Annotated in this window: 9 protein-coding genes; 1 reads left to right on the top strand and 8 read right to left on the bottom strand. The window is 44.7% G+C overall.

Translation table 11 applies throughout. The features are described from left to right. Nucleotides 1-35 precede the first annotated feature (35 nt). From gatB to gatC, 3 genes are read right to left on the bottom strand one after another with little or no spacing between them, the layout of a single operon-like run. A complete protein-coding gene (gene gatB, locus QR721_RS03550; RefSeq protein ID WP_348029102.1) occupies nt 36-1,466 on the bottom strand; it encodes an Asp-tRNA(Asn)/Glu-tRNA(Gln) amidotransferase subunit GatB in 1,431 nt (476 codons plus the stop codon). Continuing rightward, on the bottom strand, nt 1,466-2,932 hold the full coding sequence (gene gatA, locus QR721_RS03545; RefSeq protein ID WP_348029101.1) for an Asp-tRNA(Asn)/Glu-tRNA(Gln) amidotransferase subunit GatA: 1,467 nt from the start codon (nt 2,930-2,932) through the stop codon (nt 1,466-1,468). The genes gatB and gatA overlap by 1 nt, the downstream gene beginning before the upstream one ends. Nucleotides 2,933-2,945: 13 nt before the next feature. Beyond that, a complete protein-coding gene (gene gatC / locus QR721_RS03540; RefSeq protein WP_348029100.1) occupies nt 2,946-3,236 on the bottom strand; it encodes an Asp-tRNA(Asn)/Glu-tRNA(Gln) amidotransferase subunit GatC in 291 nt (96 codons plus the stop codon). Nucleotides 3,237-3,601: 365 nt separating this feature from the next. Between gatC and QR721_RS03535 the strand changes: the two genes are divergently transcribed. Beyond that, a complete protein-coding gene (locus QR721_RS03535) occupies nt 3,602-4,642 on the top strand; it encodes a flavin-containing monooxygenase (RefSeq protein WP_348029099.1) in 1,041 nt (346 codons plus the stop codon). 57 nt (nt 4,643-4,699) lie between these two features. Here QR721_RS03535 and pruA read toward each other — a convergent pair whose 3' ends face one another. The 5 genes from pruA to pcrB all read right to left on the bottom strand — a co-directional run bounded on the left by pruA (nt 4,700) and on the right by pcrB (nt 12,534). Continuing rightward, nucleotides 4,700-6,247: an L-glutamate gamma-semialdehyde dehydrogenase gene (gene pruA / locus QR721_RS03530; RefSeq protein ID WP_348029098.1), complete on the bottom strand. Its 1,548-nt coding sequence runs from the start codon at nt 6,245-6,247 to the stop codon at nt 4,700-4,702. Between the two features lie 125 nt (nt 6,248-6,372). Next, nucleotides 6,373-7,593 (bottom strand): CamS family sex pheromone protein, encoded by a 1,221-nt coding sequence (locus QR721_RS03525; RefSeq protein ID WP_348029097.1) that lies wholly within the window; start codon nt 7,591-7,593, stop codon nt 6,373-6,375. Beyond that, nucleotides 7,593-9,611 (bottom strand): NAD-dependent DNA ligase LigA, encoded by a 2,019-nt coding sequence (gene ligA, locus QR721_RS03520; protein WP_348029096.1) that lies wholly within the window; start codon nt 9,609-9,611, stop codon nt 7,593-7,595. The genes QR721_RS03525 and ligA overlap by 1 nt, the downstream gene beginning before the upstream one ends. A 13-nt stretch (nt 9,612-9,624) precedes the next feature. Continuing rightward, nucleotides 9,625-11,835, bottom strand: a complete 2,211-nt coding sequence (pcrA, locus tag QR721_RS03515) for a DNA helicase PcrA (protein WP_348029095.1) — start codon at nt 11,833-11,835, stop codon at nt 9,625-9,627. A 15-nt stretch (nt 11,836-11,850) separates the two neighbouring features. After that, on the bottom strand, nt 11,851-12,534 hold the full coding sequence (gene pcrB, locus QR721_RS03510; RefSeq protein WP_348029773.1) for a heptaprenylglyceryl phosphate synthase: 684 nt from the start codon (nt 12,532-12,534) through the stop codon (nt 11,851-11,853). Nucleotides 12,535-12,648: the final 114 nt, after the last annotated feature.

The raw sequence follows: 12,648 nt of genomic DNA, 5'->3' as shown, positions 1-12,648 counted from the left end.
ATAGAGACGGTAGCCTTCCAAACCGGGTGTTGCTATTATCGCTTGTCCATTTCCTGAACAAGAATCTTGTTAACCATTGGCGGGTTCGCCTGGCCTTTTGTCTGTTTCATGACCTGACCTACTAGGAAACCAAGGGCACGGTCTTTACCATTTTTATAGTCAATGATTGACTGTTCGTTCGCATCAAGGATCGCTGTGATGATCTCAGTCAACTGGCCTTCGTCAGAGATCTGGACAAGCCCTTTATCCTTGACGATTTGTTCAGGATCGCCACCGTTTTCAACGAGTTCAGCGAATACTTTCTTCGCAATCTTGGAAGAAATTGTTCCGTCCCCGATCAGTTTGATCATTTTCGCAAGTCCCTCAGGTGTAATTGCAAGATCATGCAATTCCTTCTGGTTCTTGTTCATGTAACCAGAAATCTCACCTTGAAGCCAGTTAGCAGCCAGTTTCGCATCAGCGCCATTATTAATTGTCGCTTCAAAGAAATCAGCCATCTCTTTAGAGCTCGTAAGAACCCCTGCATCATAAGCTGAAAGATCATATTCCTCAGCGTAACGCTTGCGGCGAGCGTCTGGAAGTTCAGGAATCTCTGCACGGATGCGCTCTTTCCAAGCATCATCAATGTAAAGTGGAACAAGATCCGGTTCTGGGAAGTAACGGTAGTCCTCTGAACCTTCTTTGACACGCATGAGGATTGTTTCTTTCGTCTTCTCATCGTAGCGGCGTGTCTCCTGTTCGATGATACCGCCTGAAAGCAAGACTTTCTCCTGACGCTTCTCCTCGAATTCAAGACCCTTTTGCACGTATGCGAATGAGTTCAAGTTCTTAAGCTCTGCCTTTGTACCGAACTTCTCCTGACCGTATGGACGAAGGGAAATGTTCGCATCACAACGAAGTGAACCTTCCTCCATCTTACAATCGGAAACGCCAGTGTACTGGATGATGTTCTTAAGTTTTTCAAGGTAAGCATATGCTTCTTCCGGTGTACGGATATCTGGCTCAGAAACGATCTCAACAAGCGGTGTACCCTGTCTATTGCAATCGACATAAGAATGACCATAGTCACCATGTGTCAGCTTACCAGCATCCTCTTCAAGGTGAAGACGTGTAATGCCGATACGCTTCGTCTTGCCATCGACTTCGATATCGATCCAGCCATGCTCACCGATTGGCTTGTCAAACTGGGAAATCTGGTAAGCTTTCGGGTTGTCCGGATAGAAGTAGTTCTTACGGTCGAACTTCGTGTCAGTCGCGATTTCACAGTTAAGAGCCATCGCAGCTTTCATCGCAAAGTTGACTGCTTCTTCGTTCATCACTGGCAATGTGCCCGGATAACCAAGATCAATCGGGTGGATATTTGTATTTGGCTCAGCACCGAACTCATTCGGGCTTGAGCTGAAGATTTTAGAGTTTGTTTTAAGTTCAACGTGGACTTCAAGTCCAATGATAGTTTCGAAATTCATTATTTCGCACCTCCAAGAGCAGGGCGTTTCTTATGATGATCTGTTGCCTGTTCAAATGCATGTGCAGCACGGTATACAGTTGATTCATCAAAGTGCTTACCGATGATCTGCAATCCGATTGGCATGCCTTCTGAAGAGAAACCACATGGTACGGAAATTCCCGGTACGCCTGCAAGGTTCACTGGTACAGTCATGATATCGTTTGCGTACATTGTCATCGGATCATCAATTACTTCGCCAATTTTATAAGCTGGTGTTGGTGAAGTTGGTCCCATGATGACATCAAACTTCTCAAGAATGTTCTCGAAGTCGTTCTTGATCAATGTACGAACTTGCTGTGCTTTTTTATAATAAGCATCATAGTATCCAGAGCTGAGCGCGAACGTACCGAGCATGATACGACGCTTCACTTCTTCACCGAAGCCTTCTGAACGTGACTTCTTAAACATATCGATCATGTTCTCAGCGTTTTCAGAACGTACGCCATAACGTACACCATCAAAACGAGCAAGGTTCGCAGATGCTTCTGAAGATGAAATCAGATAGTAAGCTGCAACGGCATAATCTGAATGTGGAAGAGAAACTTCTTCCCAAGTAGCGCCAAGTGATTCATACACTTTGAGTGCATTCATGACTGCTTCTTTTACTTCTGGATCGACGCCTTCACCGATATATTCTTTCGGTACAGCAATTTTCAGGCCCTTTACATCGCCTGTAAGTGCCTTCGTATATTCAGGAATATCAAGGTTCGCGCTTGTTGCGTCCATCTTGTCATTGCCAGCAATAACTTCAAGCACGCGTGCGTTGTCTTCAACTGTTCTAGTGATCGGTCCAATCTGATCAAGAGAAGAAGCGAATGCAACAAGGCCGTAACGTGATACAAGACCATATGTAGGCTTGAAGCCGACTACGCCACAGAATGAAGCTGGCTGGCGGATTGAACCACCTGTATCCGTACCGAGTGAGAACAGTACTTCGCCTGCTGCCACAGCTGCTGCTGAGCCGCCTGAAGAACCACCTGGTACATAGTCTGTGTTCCATGGGTTTTTAACCGCAGCAAAGCTGGAGTTCTCGTTTGTAGAACCCATTGCGAATTCATCCATGTTCAATTTACCAACGTTTACCGCCTTCTCGGCGCCAAGCTTTTCAACGACTGTCGCGTTGTAAAGGGGGTCATTGAAGTTGCGTAGGAATTGGCTTGCACAAGTTGTACGCAATTCCTTAGTTACGATATTGTCCTTGATCCCGCATGGAATCCCGAACAGTTTTGCGTCCTTATCGTCTGAAGCATCAAGTTCCTTTGCCGCTTCAAGCGCTTTTTCTTCGTTCAATGTAATGAAAGCCTGGACTTCGCCGTCCACTTCGCCAATTCGGTCGAATGAAGCTTTCACGAGGTCTTCAACAGTGATTTCCTTCGCTGCAAGCTTGGCTTCAAGTTCTTTGATCGTATGATCCAAAAGTGACATTCAGATTCCCTCCCTATTCCAAAATTGATGGCACGCGGAACTGGCCGTCCTCTGAGTCCGGTGCGTTCTTCATTGCATCTTCTTGGGTAATCGTATGCTTTGCTTCGTCTTTGCGGAAAACATTCTTCAAATCGAGCACATGTGTAGTTGGCTCGATGCCTTCTGTATCCAATTCATTCAGCTTCTCTGCATATGTAATGATTGCGCTGAGATGTTCAGTAAACTGCTCTGCTTCTTCTTCCGTGATTTCTAGTCGCGCCAGATGAGCAACATGCTTCACCTGATCCTTCGTAATATCTGCCACGAGCGAGCACCTCCATGGTTCTGTTTTTTCGCACAGGTAAAAAAGTGCAACAATACTACTAATAATAGCAGAACAGGTTGCATATAGGCAACTGCCGGAGTCATTAAGTTATTGGAGAAGAATTATCAAATTAAAGTCTAGTCAGCTTCATTGATCGTTCACCAAATATATAGCTGTATAGTACAAGCCGACGGCGATCTCTTTACTCAGTCTCCTCTTCCGCTCCTCAATTTCTTTTCACATTAAAATTGATTTTTTTCAGTAATCTGTATTTGAAAGGAATTTTATCAAGTTTCTGCTTACTGAAACAGAATTTAAAGCCGATAATTCAGAAAAAGGGCTGAATTAGATTAATGAGGTGAACAATGAGGGAACATTATGAAACGATCATCATCGGTGCCGGCCAAGCCGGTTTGGCAATGGGGTATTATCTAAAAAAGAGGAATCAACATTTCCTCATTCTGGATAACAGCCAATCCATAGGAGATTCTTGGCGCAACAGATACGATTCTCTTATTCTCTTCACCTCGAGAGCTAATAGTTGTTTGCCAGGGATGAAGGTTCCCGGCGCTCCGGATGGGTACCCGACTAAAGATGAGATTGCCACTTATCTAAAAGAATACGCTCAACATTATGAAATTCCGGTAAAGCTAAATACAAAAGTTGAGAACTTATCGAAAAGTGAGGGAATCTTCACTATTGCGACGAACACTGAAGAAGCATATACGGCAAACAATGTTGTTATTGCTACTGGGCCTTTTCAACAGCCGGCAATTCCGTCGTTTTCCAATAACCTTTCTGATGGTGTATTCCAAATCCATTCTGCCTATTACCGTAATCCCGAACAATTGAACAGTGGACCAACAGTAATTATTGGCGGTGGAAATTCGGGGATGCAGATTGCCGCTGAACTATCTGCTACTCGAGAAGTCTATTTATCCATTAGCAAACGACCAATTTTCATACCTGACTCCTTATTCAAAAAGGACATTTTCTGGTGGTTTAAGTCTATCGGAATCTTGAATGTTTCTGTTAACTCACGGTTGGGCAAATTCTTGAGAGAAAGAGATCCTATTATAGGGCTCGAAACTCAAAAACTGATCCGTTCCGGAAATATAACATTGTTGCCAAGAACCATATCAGCCAAAGCGGACAAACTTCTTTTTGAAAACAACGAAGGAATCGAGACTGCTAATATTATATGGGCTACAGGGTACCGTTCTGATTATAATTGGATTAAGCTGCCACACATTTTCGATAATAAAGGCCAACCTATACATAAACGTGGGGTTACAGAGGAAAAAGGATTATATTTCCTCGGGCTACCTTGGCAGCACAGACGGGGTTCTGCTTTACTTCTCGGAGTTGGAGACGATGCGGCTTATCTTGCTAAAGAGATTGATTAATTTATCTTTAAACAAAAGAAGCGAAAGGCATATGAGCCCTCCGCTTCTTCAACTTTACTAAAACATTTCTGAAGTCGTCTTCGCCTGCATGAATTGCAACAAATAATCCGGTCCGCCCGCTTTCGAATCCGTGCCGGACATATCAAAACCGCCAAATGGCTGGTAACCGACAATTGCAGCAGTACAACCACGATTGAAGTATAGATTACCTACATGGAAATCACGTCTGGCCTTTTCAATGTGATCCCGATCACGGGAAATGACCGCTCCTGTAAGACCATAATCGGTATTGTTCGCAATTTCAATAGCATCATCAAAATCTTTAGCTTTTGTCAGGGCAACAACAGGTCCGAAAATCTCTTCTTGCATAATTTTCGCCTGCTGATCTGCTTCACCGAATACAGTCGGCTGCACAAACCACCCATTTGAATCATCCCCATCGCCACCGATGAGCAAGTTTGCTTCTTTCTTTCCGATTTCGATGTACTCCATAATTTTGTCATAAGCCTTTTGCTCAATGACCGGCCCTGTGAAATAGCTGTTGTCATGGGGGTCACCAGCGCTGATTTTCTTCGTTTTCTCCACGACGAGACGCTTCACTTCGTCATAAGCATCGCCAACAATTACAGCACGCGAGCAAGCGGAACATTTCTGACCGCTGAAACCGAATGCTGATTGTACGATTGATTCAGCAGCAAGTTCCAAGTCAGCATCGCTGTCCACAACAATTGTGTCCTTTCCACCCATTTCAATGACCGAACGTTTCAGCCATTTCTGCCCTTCCTGTACTTTCGCGGCTTTCTCGAAAATCCCTGTACCGACTGCACGCGACCCCGTAAAGCTGACAAAGCGTGTGCGCGGATGCTCAACGAGATAGTCACCGACTTCGCGCCCAGGTCCTGGAACGTAGTTGACAACCCCCTTTGGCAAACCTGCTTCCTCGAGAACTTCTAACAGCTTGTAAGCAATGACAGGTGTTGCACTTGCTGGCTTAAGTAACACTGTATTACCCGTCACAAGAGCAGAGACACAAGTACCAGCCATGATGGCAAATAGGAAATTCCATGGGGAAATAACGATACCTACACCGAGCGGGATGTAATGATACTGATTGTATTCATTCTCACGGCTGATCACATGCCCGCCATCTTTAAGGCGAAGCATTTCTCTACCGTAATATTCTAGAAAATCAATTCCTTCAGCAACATCGGCATCCGCTTCTTTCCACGGCTTGCCACCTTCTTTAATTGCCCATGCAGTGAATTCTGTTTTGCGCCGACGGACAATGGCTGCTGCTTTGAATAGAATATCCGCCCTTACAGCAGGGTCTGATTTACGCCATTCATTAAATGTTTCATCTGCTACTTGTATTGCCTTTTCAGCCAGCTCCCTGTCTGTCTTGGAAACGTAACCGATAATCTCTTCCGGGTTCGCTGGGTTGACTGAAACAATTTTGTCCTCAGTTTCAACCCGTTCTCCACCAATGATGAGTGGGTACGTTTTCCCCAATTCTCCCTTGACCTGATCAAGTGCTTGCAGCATCGCTTTCCGATTGTCTTCATTTTCAAAGTCTGTGAAAGGTTCATGACGATAAGGCGTTCTCATAACATAACAACCTCCTGCCTGAATTCGGCACACTTAAAGAAAAGGACAAAAACCAGGCCTTTGGCGCCCTGGCGAAGCAGGAACACGACTTTCTGGTTTTTGTCCTTATATCTCAAAAAGGGGCCTTAATGGAGTATATGCACGACAGGTTTCTTATCCCCTTTTTCTCTTGTAATCAAACTTTCAAGCTTTTCATTTGAAGAAATCTGAACTTCAAGATCATAATGCTCAGGGAACTTCTCCTGAATCAGCCCATAAGCATACTGCGTAAATCCGGTCACTTCACTCTTTCCGTAAAACTCAATCGGCACACGGATTGTAAGACGTTGAAGGTCCTTATTAACATAGAAGCCTTCACCGACAATACCGACATAGTTAGGGAAATACTTCGCTATATCATCACCAAAGCTCTTGATCGCCTGATTATCATCAAAATGATTTTTCTTTGCATTGTCGGATGGGAACAATACATGCTTTTCATCAATCTTGTTCCACTTGCCAATTTGTGTTTCCCCTTCGTCAACAATCGTTTTGGAAACAAAGTCGCCAGCAACAGGAGAATCCTGGGCTTCTTCCCGGTACAACGCAATGACGATTGGCACATTCTTCAACCCTTTGATTTTGCGAACACGATCTACAACTTTCTGAGCGATTTCCTTACCGTTTTTCTCCATTTCAGCTTTAGGAATTTTTTCATAATAGTAAGGTCCGCCAATCTCTGTCTGGAAACGATAGACCGATTTCAAGGCAAGACCGATGGAAATACCCGCAAGTTCAACAGTGTCATCATCTTTCTTGCGCAAATAATCTTGCTCTAGAATATGGGAAAGGTAGCGCGGATGGTCACGGTAATCTTTTTCTTTCGCATCTTCTGCAATCGGAGGATTGAGGCCATTTTGCAGACCATCACGAATTTCCTGCTCGTCGACCGTATATCCTTCTTTGCGTTTTTTATCTGCTGTTTCTTTCACTTCTTTATCTATTTGTTTTTTAGTCAGATTGCGCCCAAGCCAATCGTAAACCATGTCCTCAGTCAAATACTGGCCTTCTTCAAAATAATAATCATCCGGACTGAATTCGTCAGTGGAATGACGCTTCAGACCTTCTTCCAGTTCATCAATATCAACACGGTTGGCAATCTGGTTATCAATGACGCCGCGCGCTTTGCTCGGTCGGAATGGAAGGATGATTTTGTACGTTGAGTCAGAAAGCTGGTAGCTCGGCACGATTGACGGTGTTTCTTTTTTCTCTTTTGAGTCCTTGTTCTGGACAAGTTCATCATTTTTGTTCGGTGCACAGCTTGCAAGAAGCAGCACCGACAGCAAAATGGCGGCTGCCTTTTTCATTACTTTTTCGTCCCTTCACTCTCCGCGATTTCTACTAAGTTGTCTTCACTCCAGATCTCAATGCCAAGCTTCTCTGCCTTCTCAAGTTTTGATCCGGCGTCTTCCCCACAAATGACGAGATCTGTCTTCTTGCTGACACTGCCTGTGACAGTGCCTCCAAGGGATTCAACGAGCTGTTTTGCTTCTGTTCTTGTAAAATGGCTCAGCTTGCCTGTTAGCACAACGGTCTTGCCAGAGAATGGTGCATCCTCAGGGGCATCTGCCTGTTTGGGACCATTATAAGACATGTTGACACCAAGCTGCTTCAAGTCATCGATAAGCGCCATGACCTTATCTTCCTCAAAATATTTAACAACAGAGTCTGCCATCTTCTCGCCAATTTCATCGACAGACACAAGTTCCTCCAATGTCGCTACTGTCAGACGTTCCATCGTTTCAAAATGCTCGGCCAGTGTTCTGGCAGCTTTAGAACCAATGAAACGTATCCCAAGTCCGAAAATTAGCTTTTCCAAAGAATTTTCCTTGGATTTCTCAATTGCGTTGATCAAATTACTCGCGGATTTCTCACCCATCCGCTCCAGCTGAACGAGCTGCTCTTTCTCAAGACGGTAAATATCCGAGATCTTGCCAATGAGCTGCTCACGGAAAAGTTGTTCAATCACTTTTTCACCCAGTCCATCGATATTCATCGCATCCCTGGAAACGAAATGAATCAGCCCTTCCTTGAGTTGTGCCGGGCAGTTCGGATTAATGCAACGCAATGCGACTTCTTCTTCAAGATGGACAAGCTCCGCATCACAGGCAGGACAATGATCTGGCATTTCAAAAGGTTGCTCTTCACCTTTTCGTTCTTCAATGAGAACACGCACTACTTTCGGAATAATATCTCCGGCCTTTTTAATAATGACGCGGTCTCCAATACGAACATCTAGTTCACGGATAATATCTGCATTGTGCAGCGAAGCACGTTGTACTGTCGTCCCTGCAACACGAACAGGCTCTAAAATAGCTGTCGGGGTGACAACTCCGGTACGGCCGACACTAAGCTCAATATCCAGCAAAGTCGTAACAACTTCTTCGGCCGGGAATTTATATGCGATAGCCCAACGCGGACTTTTCGCTGTATAGCCAAGTTCTTCTTGCTGATCCAAATCGTCGACTTTAATTACGATTCCGTCAATCTCATATGCTAGATCCGGGCGATGTTCTGTCCAGTAATTTACATATTCAATCACTTCGTCAATTGTCTCACAACGCTTCGTTTCCGGGTTGACTTTCAGTCCTAGCTCCTTTATGTACTGGAGACGCCCGCTATGACTTGTCTGCTGCTTGCCATCCCACTCGCCCACTCCATAAAGGAAAATATCAAGATTCCGCTTTGCAGCAATCTTCGGGTCAAGCTGGCGCAAAGAACCGGCTGCTGCATTGCGCGGGTTCGCAAAAGGCTCTTCACCGTTTTCTTCCTTCGCTTCATTCAGAGCGAGAAAAGATTTATGAGGCATGAACGCCTCACCGCGCACCTCGATGGAACCTTGCTCTGAGATTGATAACGGAACACTGCGAATCGTCCGCAGGTTACTCGTGATATCCTCACCAACAGTCCCATCACCACGAGTGGAGCCTTGAACAAATTTTCCATTATCATAATGAAGATTAACGGCGAGTCCATCGATTTTAAGCTCACAGACAAAGGCTACTTTTCCGCTTGCTCCCTCTTGTGCTCTTCTCGCAAAATCTCGCAACTCCTGCTCGTTAAAAGCATTGGAAAGGCTCAGCATGGGAATGCGGTGTTGCACTTTCTCAAACCCTTCAAGCGGCTTGCCCCCGACACGCTGGGTCGGTGAATCCGGTGTAATCATATCCGGATATATCTCTTCCAATTCAATCAGTTCGCGCATCTTCAAGTCATATTCGCTGTCCGGTACACTCGGCTTGTCCAGCACATAATATTCATATCCATAACGGTTGAGCAGATTGCGCAGCTCGGCAATCCGTTTCTCCGCCTCGAGTCTTTCCATATACAGAAGCCTCCTATTGTTTCTTAATTGGCGCAAACTTTGCAAGAAGCCGCTTGATGCCTGTAGGAGCAGGGAAAGCGATATCAAGCTCCATCCCTTCTCCATCACCTGTCACTTTGACAACTGTTCCGACGCCCCACTTCTTATGTTCAGCCTTGTCACCCGCTTGCCATTCCTTGGATTCTGCTCCTGTTGACTGGCGAACTTTCCTCGCGATTCGTCTCGGGGCAGGTGCTTCTTCTTTCTGTAAAGATTTGCTTGTAAAGCCTCCGAATAATCCTCCTGCTTGTTTAATTCCTTCAACAAGCTCTGATGGTATTTCATCAATAAATCGACTCACCGGGTTCATATTTGTCCGCCCATATAGGGTACGCATTTTCGCATGTGTTAAATAAAGTTCTTGCTCAGCTCTCGTAATACCGACATAAGCAAGACGGCGCTCTTCTTCCATCTCTTCATCATCAAAGAGCGAGCGGCTGTGCGGGAACACGTTTTCTTCCATACCGATAAGGAACACAACTGGGAATTCCAGACCTTTAGCTGCATGAAGCGTCATAAGCGTCACTTTCTGCGTATGGTCAGGATCGGCTTCATCTACTTTATCAATATCAGCAACAAGAGCAAGATCAGTAAGGAAGGCAATCAAAGTCTTATCTTCACTTGCTGCCTCAAAGTCTTTCGTAACCGTCTGAAATTCTTCAAGGTTTTCAAGGCGGCTGCGCGCTTCGATTGTCCGCTCCGCTTCAAGCATTTCACGATAGCCTGTCCGCTCAAGAACAGATTCAACCATATCTGTTGCAGTCAAAAATTCTTGCTGCTGGCTGAAGTCTTTAATTAACTGACCAAACGCATCGAGTGCAGTGGCAGCCTTTTTAGTTAAACCTATAAAATCTACCTCTTCCACCGCACGGAAGAAGGAAATATCATTTTCTGCCGCATATGCACGCAGTTTCTCAATTGTCGTCTTACCGATGCCTCGTTTCGGCTCGTTGACGACACGTTCAAAACTGATGTCATCATTCGGATTGGCGATGAGTCGCAAATAAGCAATCATATCTTTAATTTCTTTTCGGTCGTAGAACTTCGTGCCGCCGACCATCTGATAATCAATTCCCGATTTCACAAGCGCATCCTCAACTGCACGCGACTGAGCGTTCGTCCTATAAAGAATTGCAACATCGCACGGATCATAATCTTTTTCAGCCGTCAATTCCTGGATTTTATCAATGATGAAATAGGCTTCATCTTGCTCCGTTGAACCTTGATAGTAATAGATCTTGTCTCCATGCGCATTATCAGTCCAAAGATTTTTCGGCTTGCGTCCTGGATTATTAGCAATAACCTCATTTGCTGCTTTTAAAATCGATTTCGTTGAACGGTAATTCTGTTCTAGCATGATTACGCGTGCATTTGGATAGTCTTTTTCAAAGTTAAGGATATTTGTAATATCCGCACCTCGCCAACGATAGATGGACTGGTCCGAATCCCCAACAACACAAAGGTTCTTATAGCGGCTCGCCATCTGCTTGACGAGAAAATATTGAGCATGGTTCGTATCCTGATACTCATCAACGTGAATATATTGGAATCTTCGCTGATAATATTCAAGTACTTCCGGTACACGCTTGAACAAATGAATCGTCTCCATAATCAAATCGTCAAAGTCGAGGCTCTCGTTCTTCCTAAGCATCTTCTGATAGGCTTCATAAATCTGTGCAATCTGCCTGTCATAGAAATTAGTCGCTTCCTCGATTGCGCCTTTCGGGGTGATGAGCTCATTCTTCAAATTGCTAATGGAGCCAAGCATTGCTCGCGGATCAAATTGCTTTGAATCAATGTTCAAATCTCGCAAAACCTGCTTGATAACTGTAAGCTGATCACCTGTATCGAGAATTGAGAAATTCGTACTGTAACCGATACGGTCAATGTCACGTCTTAAAATACGTACACACATCGAGTGGAAAGTCGATACCCAAATCCGATCCCCATCCGCTCCAACTAGCCGGCTTACACGATTCTTCATCTCCCGTGAGGCTTTATTCGTAAAAGTAATGGCGAGAATATTACGCGGTGCCACTTCTTTCTCATCCATCAGATAGGCGATCCTATGTGTAAGGACGCGGGTTTTACCTGAACCGGCACCTGCCATGATTAGGAGCGGCCCTTCTGTCGCTTGCACCGCTTCCGCTTGTTCTTTGTTGAGCCCTTCAAGCAATTGATGCATTTTAAGATACCGCCTTTATTTCGTAATTTCTTTGACAGCTTTCACTGTCTTAATAGCTTGCTTCAGATTGGTATAAACAACATTGCCAATTACGACTGTATCAGCATGCTCGGCCATTTCTCTAGCCTGCTCTGGCGTCTCAATGCCTCCTCCATAGAAGAGCTGCGTCGATTCCAGTTCTCCCTTCACTCGTCTTACAAGGTCTGGATCACCATATGTACCGCTGTATTCCAAGTAAAAAATCGGCAGGTGGTAAAAATGCTCGGCCATGTATGCATAGGCAAGTACGTCATCTGCATCCGGCATGCGGCAATCTGCCTGTTTGTATGCCTTCGCTTCAGGATTGAGTATGCAATATCCTTCAACGAACATTTCTTCCCAATTCATTACATTTTTATATTGTTTCACTGCTTCATGCTGCAGATCCATCATCCATTTTTTAACTTGTGAATTCATCACCATCGGAATAAGATAGCCTTCAAATCCTGGTGTCACAGCATCCAATTCAGACACTTCGAGCACACATGGAACAGTATAGCGACGAACGCGCGCAAGTAAATCAAGCACACCATCAAGCGTTACATTATCCGTTCCACCGACAATGATTCCGTCTGTTCCGGATTCGCAAATTTTCTCAAGATCCGTATCATCAATTTCCTTAGCTGGGTCAAGCTTGAAAGCGTGTTTCCATTCTTTCATCGAAAATAGCAATGTATCCTCCCCCTAACAATCAATCGTTCATCCATTATAGCAAAAAAACCTCTGCAAAATCTTCAAGAGATGAATTTGGCAGCTTGCATATTGCTTATCCTT

Origin of the sequence: Aciduricibacillus chroicocephali (assembly GCF_030762805.1) — a bacterium.
GTDB classification, from domain to species: domain Bacteria; phylum Bacillota; class Bacilli; order Bacillales; family Amphibacillaceae; genus Aciduricibacillus; species Aciduricibacillus chroicocephali.
The sequence above is the reverse complement of the archived record's forward strand: the minus strand, read 5'-3'. Positions and strand labels throughout refer to the sequence as shown.